This is a genomic window from Citrobacter sedlakii (genome assembly GCF_018128425.1).
GTDB classification, from domain to species: Bacteria; Pseudomonadota; Gammaproteobacteria; order Enterobacterales; family Enterobacteriaceae; genus Citrobacter_A; species Citrobacter_A sedlakii.
Window position 1 is genome coordinate 2,640,593 of record NZ_CP071070.1, and the last position, 16,070, is coordinate 2,656,662.

Sequence of the window (16,070 nt, forward strand, 5' to 3'; positions counted from 1 at the left end):
CGAATTATGTTGCTTATACCGTATTCGCGACAATAAAAAACGAGAACCTTTTGGCTCTCGCTCTTATTAATTCCAGAAAGTAAGGTAGCGTAAAATGTGAAGACGCCGTTTACAGCGCCTGCGTCATCGGACGGAAAATAACCTCGTTCACACCGACATCTTCCGGCTCGCTGATAACAAATGCCACCCTGCGCGCAGAGGTGTCCGGAGGGATACCGACTTGAGTACCATAATCCTGATTAGCGCGTTTCATCACAAAAAGGAAGGGAGATAAAAATGCCAAAAGGCTCCCGGCGGAGCCTCAATTATTTTCGGTAGTCTACCGGTGTCTGACCGGAACGAATGTACTGTGTAATATTGTCAAATGTCACCATGACAGATTTGCAAAAAATGCATTTTGCGCCGAAAGGGTTTTTCTCGGTAACATCAAAAGCAGAGGTTCTGTACTGAGAACCATGACAACATGGACATCTGAAGTGGATATGAGGAGTCATAACGCTCACCTTAAAGTGCGGGCCTCTGGGGCCCTGGTCTACGCTAAATTCGACGTCCTGATCCTCATTTAACGTTTTAAAATTGTCGCTCTGAATTGCAGAAGAAGGGACAAACACATCTTTGCTGCCATCAGCCGGAGCAATAAAACCGAAACTTTTTTCAGCGTTGAATTCTTTTACTAAGCCTGTCTTTTTAATTGACATGATCGATACCTTAATTTGAGCCTTCCGGCGTAGGGTTTTTACAGAAACGACGAAGTGAATAGTGGGAAGACTCAAAGAAGGGACAAAGAGAATATACCTGAAATGAGAACTGCTTGAGTAAACAACTTTATAGATCGTTTGTTCTTAAACCGATGATGTCATTAACGCATGGACGTATCCGTTAAGCAATGTTTATTTTAGCCATCCGGATATCCTTATAGCCAGAAAATAACTCTGGCGTTCTCTTTAAGCACGTGTATAGTGCACCCTGTAATTAGCATTAAGGAATTTGTTTGTCCCGTAAAATGACAGGAATTGTCAAAACCTTTGACTGCAAAAGCGGTAAAGGTCTAATCAGCCCCTCCGATGGCCGCAAAGATGTTCAGCTTCACATTTCCGCACTCAGCCTTCGCGATTCAGAAGTACTGACCCCTGGGTTACGCGTTGAGTTTTGCCGAATAAACGGTCTGCATGGCCCTTCAGCAGCGAATGTTTATCTTTCGTAATCTGTATTAACACCTTTCGCCCAGGAAAAACCGTGGTGCATCATTAGCCATTCGCTAACAGCCCGCAGTCAGTCTATACCTGGCAGACGTTATCGGAAAAAATAAAAAACGGGAACCACTGGCTCCCGTTATAGTGTCACCCAGAATCTGAATTACATATTGGCGATGATCGCGTCGCCAAACTCTGAACATTTCAGCAGTTTAGCGCCTTCCATCAGACGTTCGAAGTCATAGGTCACGGTCTTCGCGGCGATCGCCCCTTCCATGCCCTTAACAATCAGGTCTGCGGCTTCGAACCACTGCATGTGACGCAGCATCATTTCAGCAGAAAGGATGATGGAGCCCGGGTTCACTTTATCCTGACCTGCGTACTTCGGCGCGGTGCCGTGAGTCGCTTCAAACAGCGCGCACTCGTCGCCAATGTTCGCGCCCGGGGCGATACCGATGCCGCCAACCTGCGCAGCCAGCGCATCGGAAATATAGTCGCCGTTCAGGTTCATACAGGCGATAACGTCGTATTCCGCCGGACGCAGCAGGATTTGTTGCAGGAACGCATCGGCAATGACGTCTTTAATGACAATCTCTTTGCCGGTGTTCGGGTTCTTGATTTTCACCCACGGACCGCCATCGATCAGCTCGCCGCCGAACTCATCGCGCGCCAACTGGTAACCCCAGTCTTTAAACGCGCCTTCGGTGAACTTCATGATGTTGCCTTTATGGACCAGGGTCACGGAGTCACGATCGTTGGTGATCGCGTACTCGATTGCCGCGCGCACCAGACGTTTGGTTCCTTCTTCAGAACACGGCTTGATACCGATACCGCAGTGCTCAGGGAAGCGGATTTTTTTCACGCCCATCTCTTCGCGCAGGAATTTAATCACTTTCTCAGCGTCCGCTGAGTCCGCTTTCCATTCAATACCTGCGTAGATGTCTTCAGAGTTTTCACGGAAGATAACCATGTCGGTCAGTTCCGGGTGTTTAACCGGGCTTGGGGTGCCCTGGTAATAACGCACCGGACGCAGGCAAACGTACAGGTCAAGTTCCTGACGCAGCGCAACGTTCAGAGAGCGGATACCGCCACCAACCGGGGTAGTCAGCGGGCCTTTAATCGCCACGCGGTATTCACGAATCAGATCCAGGGTTTCAGGGGGCAGCCAGACGTCCTGACCATAAACCTGGGTGGATTTTTCACCGGTGTAAATTTCCATCCAGGAGATTTTACGCTCACCTTTATAGGCTTTCTCGACCGCGGCATCGACCACTTTGAGCATGGCAGGGGTTACATCAACACCGATACCGTCGCCTTCGATAAACGGGATAATCGGATTCTCAGGAACGTTGAGTTTGCCGTTTTGCAGGGTGATCTTCTTACCTTCCGCCGGAACAACTACTTTGCTTTCCATTCACCTCTCCTTCGAGCGCTTCTGGTTTGCTCGTCTGTCATCGCGCTGCATGTGCCATTGCGTCCTGCTGCACGAATGCGTTAGAGCAATTTTTTGTTAATGTTTTGTAATGAGCATGTCAATACTACCCTAATGTTCGCCGCCATGAAAGACGCTCGTGATTAGGCTATAATGCGGCAATTGCTATAATCTGAAAATACCATGCAGAAAACTTCTTTTAGAAATCACCGGGTTGAGCGATTCAGCTCGCGACAAGCCACTAAGCGGCGCAAAGAAAACCAGCCAAAACGCGTGGTTTTATTCAATAAACCTTACGATGTTTTGCCACAATTTACTGACGAGGCCGGACGGCGCACCTTAAAAGATTTTATCCCCGTACAGGGGATTTATGCCGCAGGCCGTCTGGACCGGGACAGCGAAGGACTGTTGGTGCTGACTAACGACGGCGCGCTACAGGCGCGCCTGACGCAGCCCGGCAAACGCACCGGCAAAATCTATTTTGTACAGGTCGAAGGCGACCCTACGGTGCAAGCGCTGAACGCGCTGCGCGATGGCGTCACGCTGAACGATGGCCCCACCCTGCCCGCCGGCGTCGAGCTTGTCGCGGAGCCTGACTGGCTGTGGCCGCGCAACCCGCCGATTCGTGAGCGGAAAAACATCCCCACCCGCTGGCTGAAGATCACCTTATATGAAGGGCGTAACCGGCAGGTGCGGCGTATGACCGCGCACGTCGGGTTTCCGACGCTGCGTCTGATTCGCTATGCCATGGGGGATTACACGCTGGATAATCTCGCTAACGGCGAGTGGCGAGACGTCACCAATGCAAATAAAGGATAAAGTATGTTCAAACCACACGTCACGGTTGCCTGCATCGTCCATGCAGAAGACAAATTTTTAGTGGTCGAAGAAACGATAAACGGCAAAGCGTTGTGGAATCAGCCTGCCGGACATCTGGAAGCCGACGAAACGCTGGTGCAAGCGGCGGCGCGCGAGCTGTGGGAAGAAACCGGGATTAAGGAGCAACCTCAATACTTTATTCGTATGCATCAATGGATTGCGCCCGACAAAACGCCCTTTCTCCGCTTTCTGTTCTCTATTGAACTTGCCAATATGTGCGACACTGAACCGCATGACAGCGATATCGATTGCTGCCGCTGGGTCAGCGCAGAAGAGATTCTTCACGCCCCGAACCTGCGTTCGCCGCTGGTGGCCGAAAGTATTCGCAGCTATCAGCGGCCAGAGCGTTATCCACTGGAAATGGTCGGTGAATTTAACTGGCCGTTTACTGAGGGTGTCAACTAAAAGGGGTGCGTGATAGAATACGCCGCCTTGAAGTTCAATGTCGTGAGTATTCCAATGTCAGAAAGCCCAAAAAAAGTGATCGTCGGGATGTCCGGCGGTGTCGACTCTTCCGTTTCCGCCTGGCTGTTGCAACAACAGGGTTATCAGGTAGAAGGCCTGTTCATGAAGAACTGGGAGGAAGACGACGGTGAGGAATACTGCACCGCGGCGGCCGATCTGGCTGACGCGCAGGCCGTCTGCGATAAGCTCGGCATTGAACTGCACACCGTTAACTTTGCCGCAGAATACTGGGATAACGTCTTTGAGCTGTTCCTTGAGGAGTACAGAGCCGGACGTACGCCAAACCCGGATATTCTGTGCAATAAAGAGATCAAGTTTAAAGCGTTCCTCGAATTCGCCGCAGAAGATTTAGGCGCTGACTTTATCGCCACCGGCCACTACGTGCGCCGCGCTGATGTGGACGGCAAAAGTCGTCTGCTGCGCGGGCTCGACGGCAATAAAGACCAGAGCTACTTCCTGTATACCCTCAGCCATGAACAAATCGCGCAAAGCCTGTTCCCGGTAGGCGAACTGGCCAAGCCGCAGGTGCGTAAAATAGCCGAAGATCTGGGCCTGGTGACGGCAAAGAAAAAAGACTCCACCGGTATCTGTTTTATCGGCGAACGTAAGTTCCGCGAGTTTCTTGGCCGTTACCTGCCGGCACAGCCGGGTAAAATCGTTACCGTAGACGGCGAAGAGATTGGCCAGCACCAGGGGTTGATGTATCACACGCTGGGTCAACGTAAAGGACTCGGCATCGGCGGCACCAAAGAAGGGACCGACGATCCCTGGTACGTGGTCGATAAAGACGTTGAGAACAACATCCTGGTTGTCGCGCAGGGCCATGAACACCCGCGCCTGATGTCCGTCGGCCTGGTGGCGCAACAGTTGCACTGGGTCGATCGCGAGCCGTTCACCGGCACAATGCGCTGCACGGTGAAAACACGCTATCGCCAGACTGACATTCCGTGCACCGTGAACGCGCTGGATGACGAACGCATCGAAGTGATCTTTGACGAACCGGTTGCCGCGGTCACGCCGGGCCAGTCGGCGGTCTTTTACCGTGGCGAAGTGTGCCTCGGCGGCGGCATTATCGAACAGCGCCTGCCGTTGCCGGTCTAATTTTTACCTCTTAAATACAAGGAAGCAGTGAACGTGGCAAAAAATTACTATGACATCACCCTCGCCCTGGCAGGTATTTGCCAGTCGGCACGCCTGGTGCAACAACTGGCGCACCAGGGACATTGTGATGCCGATGCGCTCCACGTCTCACTGAACAGCGTCATTGATATGAACCCCAGCTCAACGCTGGGGGTGTTCGGCGGTAGCGAAGCCAATCTGCGCCTCGGCCTGGAGACCCTGCTCGGCGTGCTCAACGCCAGCAGTCGCCAGGGGCTAAACGCAGAGCTAACCCGCTATACCCTGAGCCTGATGGTGCTGGAGCGCAAACTCTCCGCCGCCAAAGGCGCGCTGGATACCCTGGGCGATCGTATTAATGGCCTGCAGCGCCAGCTGGAACACTTCGATCTTCAATCGGAAACGCTGATGAGCGCCATGGCCGGCATTTATGTCGACGTCATCAGCCCGCTGGGACCGCGTATTCAGGTGACGGGTTCCCCCGCCGTACTGCAAAGCCCTCAGGTGCAGGCCAAAGTGCGCGCCTCGCTGCTGGCAGGGATTCGCGCCGCCGTGCTCTGGCACCAGGTTGGCGGAGGCCGCCTGCAGCTCATGTTTTCCCGTAATCGCCTGACCACTCAGGCAAAACAAATTCTTGCTCATTTAACCCCGGAGTTGTGATCTATGGAATTATCCTCACTGACCGCCGTTTCCCCTGTCGATGGACGCTACGGCGATAAAGTCAGCGCGCTGCGCGGGATTTTCAGCGAATACGGTTTGCTGAAATTCCGCGTACAGGTAGAAGTACGCTGGCTGCAAAAACTGGCCGCGCACGCAGCGATCAAGGAAGTTCCTGCTTTTGCTGCCGATGCAAACGGTTTCCTCGACGCTATCGTGGCAAACTTCAATGAAGAAGACGCCGCGCGCATTAAAACCATCGAGCGCACCACCAACCACGACGTCAAAGCAGTCGAGTATTTCCTGAAAGAGAAAGTGGCGGAGGTGCCTGAGCTGCACGCGGTTTCCGAATTCATTCACTTTGCCTGCACCTCAGAAGATATTAATAACCTCTCACACGCGCTGATGCTGAAAACCGCGCGCGACGAAGTGATCCTGCCGTACTGGCGCAAAATGATCGACGCGGTAAAAGATCTTTCCGTTCAGTATCGCGACATCCCCCTTCTCTCCCGTACTCATGGTCAACCGGCAACACCGTCGACCATGGGCAAAGAGATGGCAAACGTGGCCTACCGCATGGAGCGCCAGTTCCGCCAGCTGAATCAGGTAGAAATTCTGGGTAAAATCAACGGCGCGGTCGGTAACTATAACGCACACATCGCCGCGTATCCGGAGGTTGACTGGCACCAGTTCAGCGAAGAATTTGTCACCTCGCTGGGCATTCAGTGGAACCCGTACACCACCCAGATTGAGCCGCACGACTACATCGCCGAACTGTTCGACTGTATCGCCCGTTTCAACACCATTCTGATCGACTTCGATCGTGACGTCTGGGGTTACATCGCGCTGAACCACTTCAGGCAAAAAACCATTGCGGGCGAAATCGGGTCTTCCACCATGCCGCATAAAGTAAACCCGATCGATTTTGAAAATTCCGAAGGTAACCTGGGCCTGTCAAACGCGGTTCTGCAACATCTGGCCAGCAAACTGCCTGTGTCCCGCTGGCAGCGCGACCTGACGGATTCAACCGTGCTGCGTAACCTGGGCGTGGGTATTGGTTACGCGTTGATCGCCTATCAGTCCACCCTGAAAGGGGTAAGCAAACTGGAAGTGAACCGCGATCGTCTGCTGGACGAACTGGATCACAACTGGGAAGTATTGGCAGAGCCGATCCAAACCGTAATGCGTCGCTATGGCATTGAAAAACCGTATGAAAAGCTGAAAGAGCTGACCCGCGGCAAACGCGTTGACGCTGAAGGGATGAAGCAGTTTATCGACGGTCTGGCGCTGCCGGAAGACGAAAAAACGCGGCTGAAAGCGATGACCCCGGCGAATTACATTGGTCGCGCCGTGACAATGGTTGATGAGCTAAAATAAGCCACCCGCCTGTGCCGGATGATGATGCAACGGCATCTTATCCGGCCTGCAATGGCCAGACGTGTTTTCCGTGCCGGTGCGCTTCCGGCATTTCCCCTTCCCCGGTTTATTAAATGTTTATCCCCACAGCAACATAATCAGCGTTAAACTATTCATACCGTATATATAGGGAGAAAAGATGATGCGCGTACTGGTTGTTGAGGATAATGCGTTGTTACGCCACCACCTGAAGGTGCAACTTCAGGATGCAGGACATCAGGTTGATGACGCCGAAGATGCCAAAGAGGCCGACTATTATCTTAACGAACACGTGCCAGATATCGCGATCGTCGATCTCGGACTACCCGATGAAGACGGGCTGTCGCTGATCCGTCGCTGGCGCGGGAATGACGTTTCCCTACCGGTTCTGGTGCTGACTGCGCGCGAAGGCTGGCAGGACAAAGTGGAGGTGCTGAGCGCGGGGGCGGATGACTATGTCACCAAACCGTTTCACATTGAGGAAGTGGTGGCACGCATGCAGGCGTTGATGCGGCGTAACAGCGGCCATGCCTCACAGATTATCTCCATTCCCCCTTTCCAGGTCGATCTTTCTCGCCGTGAACTGTCGGTGAACGATGAAGTCATTAAGCTGACCGCCTTTGAATACACCATTATGGAAACGCTGATCCGTAATAACGGCAAAGTGGTCAGTAAAGATGCGCTGATGTTACAGCTCTATCCGGATGCTGAACTGCGTGAAAGTCATACCATTGACGTTTTGATGGGCCGTCTGCGCAAGAAGATTCAGGCGCTGTATCCCCATGACGTGATTACCACCGTCCGTGGTCAGGGATATCTGTTCGAACTGCGCTAATGAATAAACTGCTGCGTCACCTTTTTCCGCTGTCTCTGCGGCTACGCTTTTTACTGGCGACTGCAGGGGTGGTGCTGGTGCTGTCTCTGGCCTATGGCGCAGTCGCGCTGGTGGGCTATAGCGTCAGCTTTGACAAAACGACCTTCCGCCTGCTGCGCGGCGAGAGCAATCTTTTCTATACGCTCGCCAGGTGGGAGGACAATAAGATCCATGTCGAGATCCCGGAGCATCTCGATATGCAAAGCCCCACGATCTCGTTGATTTATGATGAAAACGGCAAGCTGCTCTGGGCGCAGCGTAATGTGCCGTGGCTGGTAAAACTTATTCATCCCGACTGGCTGAAAACCAACGGTTTTCACGAAATCGAAGCCGATATTGACGCCACCAGCACGCTGGTAAACGAAGACCACTCGGTGCAGGCGCAACTGAAAGAGGTACGGGAAGACGATGACGACGCGGAAATGACCCACTCGGTCGCGGTAAACGTCTACCCGGCGACGGCGCGTATGCCGCAGTTGACGATTGTGGTGGTCGACACAATTCCCATTGAGCTTAAACGCTCTTATATGGTCTGGAGCTGGTTTATTTACGTGCTGGCAGCCAACCTGCTGCTGGTGATCCCGTTGCTCTGGGTGGCGGCCTGGTGGAGCCTGCGCCCTATCGAGGCGCTGGCGCGCGAAGTCCGGGAACTGGAGGAACACCATCGCGAACAGTTAAACCCGGAAACCACGCGCGAACTGACCAGCCTGGTGCGCAACCTTAATCGTCTGCTGAAAAGCGAACGCGAACGCTACGATAAGTACCGAACCACGTTGACCGACCTGACCCATAGCCTGAAGACGCCGCTGGCCGTGCTGCAAAGTACGCTGCGTTCAATGCGCAGTGAAAAGCTGAGCGTTAGCGACGCCGAGCCGGTGATGCTTGAACAAATCAGCCGTATCTCTCAGCAGATTGGCTATTACCTGCATCGCGCCAGTATGCGCGGCGGTGGCGTACTGCTCAGCCGGGAACTGCATCCGGTGGCCCCTTTACTGGATAACCTGACCTCGGCGCTCAATAAGGTTTATCAGCGTAAAGGCGTCACTATCAGCCTCGATATTTCACCGGAAGTGAGTTTTGTCGGTGAACAGAACGACTTTGTCGAAGTGATGGGCAACGTGCTGGATAACGCCTGCAAATATTGCCTCGAATTTGTCGAAATTTCCGCCCGCCAGACCGACGACCATCTGCATATTGTGGTGGAAGATGACGGTCCCGGCATCCCGCAGAGCAAGCGCGATCTGGTGTTTGATCGCGGTCAGCGGGTGGATACACTGCGTCCGGGCCAAGGCGTGGGACTGGCGGTCGCCCGTGAAATTACCGAGCAATACGACGGCAAGATTATCGCCAGCGACAGTCTGCTGGGCGGAGCCCGAATGGAGGTGATTTTTGGTCACCAGCAGCCGGGGCAAAAAGACGACTAACGCCGAAAATCACGGGACCTTCGCTAATAAATATGCGCTCACTACATTCATCCTGTTACGCATCCGTTATAATCGGTTGCAACGAACAGCCTGTGGATGCGCAATATGGAATACCAATTAACTCTCAACTGGCCCGACTTTCTTGAACGCCACTGGCAAAAACGCCCGGTGGTGTTGAAACGCGGCTTTAATAACTTCATCGATCCGCTCTCTCCTGACGAACTGGCGGGGCTGGCGATGGAAAGCGAAGTCGACAGCCGTCTGGTAAGCCATCAGGATGGCAAATGGCAGGTCAGCCACGGTCCGTTTGAAAGCTACGATCATCTCGGCGAGAACAACTGGTCGCTGCTGGTTCAGGCCGTTAACCACTGGCACGAGCCCACCGCCGCGCTCATGCGCCCTTTCCGCGCCCTGCCGGACTGGCGTATTGACGACCTGATGATCTCGTTCTCGGTACCCGGCGGCGGCGTGGGTCCGCATCTGGATCAGTACGATGTCTTTATCATTCAGGGGACTGGCCGCCGTCGCTGGCGCGTCGGTGAAAAGTTGCAAATGAAGCAGCATTGCCCGCATCCGGACCTTTTACAGGTCGATCCGTTTGAGGCGATCATTGATGAAGAACTGGAGCCGGGCGATATCCTGTACATCCCGCCGGGATTCCCGCACGAAGGCTATGCGCTGGAAAACGCAATGAACTATTCCGTCGGCTTCCGCGCACCGAATACCCGCGAACTGATCAGCGGGTTTGCCGACTATGTGCTGCAACGCGAACTGGGCAGCACGTATTACAGCGACCCGGACGTTCCCCCACGTGAGCACCCGGCTGATGTGCTACCGCAGGAAATGGACAAACTGCGCACGATGATGCTCGATCTGATTAACCAACCGGAACACTTCAAGCAATGGTTTGGGGAATTTATCTCCCAGTCTCGCCACGAGCTGGATATCGCCCCGCCGGAGCCGCCGTATCAGCCCGACGAAATCTACGATGCCCTGAAGCAGGGCGACGTGCTGGTACGCCTGGGTGGTCTGCGCGTTCTGCGCGTGGACGGTGAGGTATACGCCAACGGCGAGAAGATCGACTCTCCGCATCGTCCGGCGCTGGAAGCGCTTGCCAGCCACATCGTGCTCACCGCCGAAAACTTTGGCGATGCGCTGGACGATCCGTCCTTTCTGGCGATGCTGGCCGCTCTGGTCAACAGCGGCTACTGGTTCTTCGAAGGGTAAGTCGGCGCTTCGCTTATCCGGCCTGCAGGATCACCTCCCGTAGGCCGGACAATACGGCGCCATCCGGTCTCAACAAGACGACGGCTGCTTCGCCGTCAGCTCAGCGATACGCACAATCACCTGTACCGCTTTTTCCATGCCTTCCAGCGTCACAAACTCATGCTTGCCATGATAGTTGTAGCCGCCGGTGAACAAGTTCGGGCACGGCAGTCCCATAAACGACAGCTGCGCGCCGTCGGTGCCGCCGCGGATCGGCTTCATATCCGGTTCAATATCGCAGTCGCGCATGGCCTGCTGGGCGATGTCGAGGATATGCGGGTACTCAGCCACTTTCTCTCGCATGTTGTAATAACTGTCCTCGATCACCAGTTCGATATAGCAGTCCGGGTGTAGCCCTTTGCCCACCTTTTTGGCGATCTCCATCATCTTGCGCTTCCGCGCTTCAAACTGTTTGCGGTCAAAGTCGCGAATGATGTAGTGCATATCGGCGCGATCGACGGTGCCTTTCATGCTCGCCAGGTGATAAAAGCCTTCGTAGCCGTCGGTGGTTTCCGGGCTTTCATCTGCGGGCACCTCGTTATGAATACGCGCCGCCAGCGACAGGGCGTTCACCATCACCCCTTTCGCGGTGCCAGGATGAACGTTATTGCCGACAATCTTGATGTTCACGGACGCCGCGTTGAAGTTCTCAAACTCCAGTTCGCCGACGCCGCCACCGTCAACGGTGTAAGCCCACTTCGCGTTAAACGCCGCGACATCAAAGTGCTTCGCCCCCTTGCCCACTTCTTCATCCGGGGTAAAGGCCACCCGAATATCGCCATGGGGGATGTTTTTCTCTTTCAGTACCGCCAGCGCGGTCATGATTTCCGCCACGCCCGCTTTGTCGTCCGCGCCAAGCAGCGTTTTACCGTCTGTGGTGATCAGCGTTTGTCCCAGCAACTGATGCAGCACCGGGAACATGACCGGCGACAGCACCTCATCGCCAATGCCGAGCGCAATATCACCGCCGCGATAATTTTCAACAATTTGCGGATTCACGTTTTTGCCGCTGAAATCTGGTGAGGTATCCACATGTGAAATGAAACCGATAGCAGGGATATCGCCGGGGATATTCGCCGGCAGCGTCGCCATCAGCGTCCCTTTGTCGCTTAACGTCACATTGACCAGCCCCATCTCTTCGAGCTGTTGTTTGAGCAAATGTAATAGCTTCCACTGTCCCTCTGTACTGGGAACCTGTCTCACACCCGCTTTCGACTGGGTATCCAACGAAACGTAGTGTAGAAAACGCTCAAGTAGTTTATCCATGCAGTCATCCTCACTATTTGTGACAACATTATCAGGAAGCCACAAAAGACAAATATTGCGTCAGGTCACTTTTATCCCCGCAAACGAGAATATTTCTCTTCAGACCCCTACTGACTATAACAAGGATTGGCGATTACAGTGGTTTGCCGTAGAATGACCGCCCTCTTTAAGAGTCACCAAGGTGGTCAACCACAAACCCCGTATCGGTCAGCCATCCGATACGTCTACATGGGACAGAGAAAAAAATTGAATAAACAACCGCGTTCGCTTTCACCGCTGGTTCTTTTATCAGGTATCAGCAAAAGCTTCGATGGCAAAGAGGTCATTTCCCAGTTGGATCTGACTATCAATAATGGCGAGTTCCTCACGCTGCTGGGTCCTTCAGGCTGCGGTAAAACAACCGTGCTTCGCCTGATAGCCGGTCTGGAAACCGTGGATTCCGGTCAGATTATGCTGGATAACCAGGACATCACCCACGTTCCGGCAGAAAACCGCTACGTAAACACCGTTTTCCAGAGCTATGCGTTATTCCCCCACATGACCGTTTTTGAAAATGTGGCCTTTGGGTTACGTATGCAAAAAACCCCGGCGGCGGAAATTGCCCCGCGCGTAACTGAAGCGCTGCGGATGGTGCAACTGGAAGAGTTCGCACAGCGCAAACCGCATCAGCTTTCCGGCGGTCAGCAGCAGCGCGTGGCCATCGCCCGGGCAGTCGTCAATAAACCGCGTCTTTTGCTGTTGGATGAGTCCCTCTCGGCGCTGGACTATAAACTGCGAAAGCAGATGCAGAACGAACTGAAAGCCTTGCAGCGTAAGCTCGGCATCACGTTCGTCTTCGTCACCCACGACCAGGAAGAAGCGCTCACCATGTCCGACCGCATTGTGGTCATGCGCGACGGACGCATTGAGCAGGACGGCACGCCGCGTGAAATTTACGAAGAGCCGAAAAACCTGTTCGTTGCCGGATTCATTGGCGAAATTAATATGTTCAATGCGACGGTCATTGAACGGTTAGACGAACAGCGGGTACGCGCGAACGTTGAAGGCCGCGAGTGCAATATCTACGTGAATTTTGCCGTTGAGCCAGGGCAACAACTGCACGTTCTCCTGCGCCCGGAAGATTTGCGCGTGGAAGAAATTAACGACGATTCGCCTGGCGAAGGGCTTATCGGCTACGTGCGCGAGCGCAACTACAAGGGGATGACCCTTGAGTCGGTTGTCGAACTGGAAAATGGTAAGATGGTGATGGTCAGTGAATTCTTCAATGAAGACGATCCCGACTTTGACCACTCGCTCGACCAGAAAATGGCCGTTAACTGGGTAGAAAGCTGGGAGGTCGTACTGGCTGATGAAGAACACAAGTAAATTCCAGAATGTGGTGATTATCACTATCGTCGGTTGGCTTGTGTTGTTTGTCTTTCTGCCCAACCTGATGATCATTGGCACCAGCTTTTTGACCCGTGACGATGCAAATTTCGTCAAAATGGTCTTTACGTTGGACAACTACACGCGTCTGCTCGATCCGCTCTATTTCGACGTGCTGCTGCACTCGCTGAATATGGCGCTGATTGCCACCCTCGCCTGTCTGGCGCTGGGTTATCCGTTTGCCTGGTTTCTGGCGAAACTGCCGCAAAAAGTGCGTCCGCTGCTGCTGTTTCTGCTGATCGTCCCCTTCTGGACTAACTCGCTGATCCGCATTTACGGGCTGAAAATTTTCCTTAGCACCAAAGGCTACCTTAACGAGTTTCTGCTGTGGCTGGGAGTCATCGACACGCCTATTCGCATTATGTTTACGCCGGGGGCGGTGATTATCGGTCTGGTCTATATCCTGCTGCCATTTATGGTCATGCCGCTTTATTCCAGCATCGAAAAGCTCGATAAACCGCTGCTGGAAGCGGCGAAAGATCTCGGCGCCAGCAAGCTGCAAACCTTTATCCGCATTATCATTCCGCTGACCATGCCAGGCATTATCGCGGGCTGTCTGCTGGTGATGCTGCCGGCGATGGGGCTGTTTTACGTCTCCGATCTGATGGGCGGCGCGAAAAACCTGCTGATCGGTAACGTGATTAAGGTACAGTTCCTGAACATCCGCGACTGGCCGTTCGGCGCAGCGACCAGCATTACGCTGACCATCGTGATGGGCCTGATGCTGCTGGTTTACTGGCGCGCGTCGCGACTGCTGAATAAGAAGGTGGAACTCGAATGATCGGTCGACTGCTCCGCGGCGGTTTTATGACCGCTATCTACGCGTACCTGTATATTCCCATCATTATTTTGATTGTGAATTCCTTTAACAGCTCGCGATTCGGCATTAACTGGCAGGGATTTACCACAAAATGGTATGGCCTGTTGATGAATAATGACAGCCTGCTGCAGGCCGCTCAGCACTCGCTGACGATGGCGATCTTTTCGGCTACTTTCGCCACGCTGATCGGTTCGCTGACCGCGGTAGCGCTGTATCGTTACCGTTTTCGCGGGAAACCGTTCGTCAGCGGTATGCTGTTTGTGGTGATGATGTCGCCGGATATCGTGATGGCGATTTCGCTGCTGGTCCTGTTTATGCTGCTTGGCATCCAGCTCGGCTTCTGGTCGCTGCTGTTCTCGCATATTACGTTCTGTCTGCCTTTCGTGGTGGTGACGGTCTACTCGCGTCTGAAAGGATTTGACGTGCGAATGCTGGAAGCGGCAAAAGATCTGGGCGCCAGCGAACTGACTATTCTGCGTAAAATCATCCTGCCGCTGGCAATGCCGGCGGTGGCGGCAGGCTGGCTACTGAGCTTTACCCTGTCAATGGACGATGTGGTGGTCTCGTCGTTCGTCACCGGACCGGGTTATGAAATTCTGCCATTGAAAATATACTCCATGGTGAAAGTCGGCGTCTCACCGGAGGTGAATGCGCTGGCGACAATCCTGTTGGTGCTGTCGCTGGTGATGGTGATTGCCAGCCAGCTTATCGCTCGCGATAAAACGAAGAGCCTGTCTCGTCAGGCGTAAGTGTTGTTCAATCCGCCTGGAGAGTCAGGCGTTAATCTCAGGGGACGTTAAATGAAAAAATGGTCACGCCACCTGCTCGCGGCAGGCGCTCTCGCTATCGGTATGAGCGCCGCGCACGCGGACGACAGTAAAACGCTCTATTTCTACAACTGGACCGAGTATGTTCCGCCAGGTCTGCTGGAACAGTTCACCAAAGAGACCGGCATTAAGGTTATCTATTCGACCTATGAGTCGAATGAAACCATGTACGCCAAGCTCAAAACCTATAAAGAAGGCGCGTACGATCTGGTGGTTCCGTCCACCTATTACGTGGATAAAATGCGCAAAGAAGGCATGATCCAGAAGATCGACAAGTCGACGTTGACCAACTTCAGCAACCTTGACCCTGACATGCTGAACAAGCCATTTGACCCAAACAACGACTACTCCATTCCGTATATCTGGGGGGCGACGGCCATTGGCGTCAACAGCGACAGCATTGACCCGAAAACCGTCATCAGCTGGGCCGATTTGTGGAAACCGGAATACAAAGGCAGCCTTCTGTTGACCGACGATGCGCGAGAAGTGTTCCAGATGGCGCTGCGCAAACTGGGTTATTCCGGCAACACCACCGATCCGAAAGAGATTGAAGCAGCGTACAACGAGCTGAAAAAACTGATGCCAAACGTGGCGGCTTTTAATTCCGACAACCCGGCAAATCCGTACATGGAGGGTGAAGTCAACCTCGGGATGGTATGGAACGGATCTGCGTTCGTGGCGCGCCAGGCGGGTACGCCGCTGGAAGTCGTCTGGCCGAAAGAAGGCGGTATCTTCTGGATGGACAGCCTCGCCATTCCGGCAAACGCGAAAAATAAAGAAGGCGCGCTTAAGCTGATCAATTTCCTGCTGCGCCCGGATGTGGCGAAAGAAGTGGCGGAAACCATCGGTTACCCGACGCCAAACCTGGCGGCGCGTAAGCTACTCAGCCCGGAGGTCGCCAATGACAAATCGCTCTACCCGGATGCGGAAACCGTCAGCAAAGGGGAATGGCAGAACGACGTAGGCGCGGCCAGCGCAATCTACGAAGAGTATTATCAGAAGCTGAAAGCAGGACGCTGATCCTGCCCTGC

Annotated in this window: 17 protein-coding genes and 1 pseudogene; 13 read left to right on the forward strand and 5 right to left on the reverse strand. The window is 53.8% G+C overall.

The genetic code is table 11. The annotated features are described in order from the left end of the window. Nucleotides 1–109 precede the first annotated feature (109 nt). The 3 genes and pseudogenes from JY391_RS12670 to JY391_RS23785 all read right to left on the reverse strand — a co-directional run. Complete coding sequence (locus tag JY391_RS12670) at nt 110–283, reverse strand: hypothetical protein (RefSeq protein ID WP_211934407.1); 174 nt, start codon at nt 281–283, stop codon at nt 110–112. 22 nt (nt 284–305) lie between these two features. After that, nucleotides 306–494, reverse strand: a complete 189-nt coding sequence (ymcF, locus tag JY391_RS23780) for a cold shock small protein YmcF (protein WP_042287743.1) — start codon at nt 492–494, stop codon at nt 306–308. 18 nt (nt 495–512) lie between these two features. Then, nucleotides 513–698 (reverse strand): annotated as a pseudogene (locus tag JY391_RS23785) (cold shock domain-containing protein); the annotation flags it as partial. Nucleotides 699–991: 293 nt separating this feature from the next. On the opposite strand from JY391_RS23785, the gene cspF reads away from it, so the two are divergent. Next, nucleotides 992–1,204 carry a cold shock-like protein CspF gene (gene cspF, locus JY391_RS12680; RefSeq protein ID WP_042287635.1) on the forward strand — a complete coding sequence of 71 codons (213 nt, stop codon included), beginning with the start codon at nt 992–994 and terminating at the stop codon, nt 1,202–1,204. A gap of 152 nt (nt 1,205–1,356) precedes the next feature. Here the strand turns inward: cspF and icd are convergent, their stop codons facing one another. Further along, nucleotides 1,357–2,607 (reverse strand): NADP-dependent isocitrate dehydrogenase, encoded by a 1,251-nt coding sequence (gene icd / locus JY391_RS12685; protein ID WP_042287636.1) that lies wholly within the window; start codon nt 2,605–2,607, stop codon nt 1,357–1,359. A 201-nt stretch (nt 2,608–2,808) separates the two neighbouring features. Between icd and rluE the strand changes: the two genes are divergently transcribed. From rluE to roxA, 8 genes are all read left to right on the forward strand, one after another. Continuing rightward, nucleotides 2,809–3,444 carry a 23S rRNA pseudouridine(2457) synthase RluE gene (gene rluE, locus JY391_RS12690; protein WP_211934409.1) on the forward strand — a complete coding sequence of 212 codons (636 nt, stop codon included), beginning with the start codon at nt 2,809–2,811 and terminating at the stop codon, nt 3,442–3,444. A gap of 3 nt (nt 3,445–3,447) precedes the next feature. After that, a complete protein-coding gene (locus tag JY391_RS12695; RefSeq protein WP_211934410.1) occupies nt 3,448–3,909 on the forward strand; it encodes an NUDIX domain-containing protein in 462 nt (153 codons plus the stop codon). Between the two features lie 54 nt (nt 3,910–3,963). Next, the gene (gene mnmA, locus JY391_RS12700) at nt 3,964–5,070 is read left to right on the forward strand and encodes a tRNA 2-thiouridine(34) synthase MnmA (RefSeq protein ID WP_060569624.1); all 1,107 of its coding nucleotides are present in this window, start codon (nt 3,964–3,966) and stop codon (nt 5,068–5,070) included. Between the two features lie 33 nt (nt 5,071–5,103). Beyond that, complete coding sequence (hflD, locus tag JY391_RS12705) at nt 5,104–5,745, forward strand: high frequency lysogenization protein HflD (RefSeq protein ID WP_042287747.1); 642 nt, start codon at nt 5,104–5,106, stop codon at nt 5,743–5,745. A 3-nt stretch (nt 5,746–5,748) separates the two neighbouring features. Beyond that, nucleotides 5,749–7,119 (forward strand): adenylosuccinate lyase, encoded by a 1,371-nt coding sequence (gene purB / locus JY391_RS12710; protein ID WP_042287640.1) that lies wholly within the window; start codon nt 5,749–5,751, stop codon nt 7,117–7,119. Between the two features lie 181 nt (nt 7,120–7,300). Continuing rightward, nucleotides 7,301–7,972: a two-component system response regulator PhoP gene (gene phoP, locus JY391_RS12715; RefSeq protein WP_042287748.1), complete on the forward strand. Its 672-nt coding sequence runs from the start codon at nt 7,301–7,303 to the stop codon at nt 7,970–7,972. Then, nucleotides 7,972–9,435 (forward strand): two-component system sensor histidine kinase PhoQ, encoded by a 1,464-nt coding sequence (gene phoQ / locus JY391_RS12720; protein WP_042287641.1) that lies wholly within the window; start codon nt 7,972–7,974, stop codon nt 9,433–9,435. Before phoP ends, phoQ begins: the two co-directional genes overlap by 1 nt. Before the next feature lie 105 nt (nt 9,436–9,540). Next, complete coding sequence (roxA, locus tag JY391_RS12725; RefSeq protein ID WP_042287642.1) at nt 9,541–10,662, forward strand: [50S ribosomal protein L16]-arginine 3-hydroxylase; 1,122 nt, start codon at nt 9,541–9,543, stop codon at nt 10,660–10,662. 69 nt (nt 10,663–10,731) lie between these two features. Here roxA and pepT read toward each other — a convergent pair whose 3' ends face one another. Further along, entirely contained in the window at nt 10,732–11,967 is a 1,236-nt protein-coding gene (gene pepT, locus JY391_RS12730) for a peptidase T (protein WP_042287643.1), read from the reverse strand. A 228-nt stretch (nt 11,968–12,195) separates the two neighbouring features. Between pepT and potA the strand changes: the two genes are divergently transcribed. From potA to potD, 4 genes are read left to right on the forward strand one after another with little or no spacing between them, the layout of a single operon-like run. After that, nucleotides 12,196–13,332: a spermidine/putrescine ABC transporter ATP-binding protein PotA gene (gene potA, locus JY391_RS12735; protein WP_060569622.1), complete on the forward strand. Its 1,137-nt coding sequence runs from the start codon at nt 12,196–12,198 to the stop codon at nt 13,330–13,332. After that, on the forward strand, nt 13,316–14,173 hold the full coding sequence (potB, locus tag JY391_RS12740) for a spermidine/putrescine ABC transporter permease PotB (protein WP_060569621.1): 858 nt from the start codon (nt 13,316–13,318) through the stop codon (nt 14,171–14,173). The genes potA and potB overlap by 17 nt, the downstream gene beginning before the upstream one ends. Continuing rightward, nucleotides 14,170–14,961 carry a spermidine/putrescine ABC transporter permease PotC gene (gene potC, locus JY391_RS12745; protein ID WP_042287646.1) on the forward strand — a complete coding sequence of 264 codons (792 nt, stop codon included), beginning with the start codon at nt 14,170–14,172 and terminating at the stop codon, nt 14,959–14,961. Before potB ends, potC begins: the two co-directional genes overlap by 4 nt. Before the next feature lie 51 nt (nt 14,962–15,012). Next, nucleotides 15,013–16,059, forward strand: coding sequence for a spermidine/putrescine ABC transporter substrate-binding protein PotD (potD, locus tag JY391_RS12750; RefSeq protein WP_042287648.1), 1,047 nt, complete (start codon nt 15,013–15,015; stop codon nt 16,057–16,059). Nucleotides 16,060–16,070 lie beyond the last annotated feature (11 nt).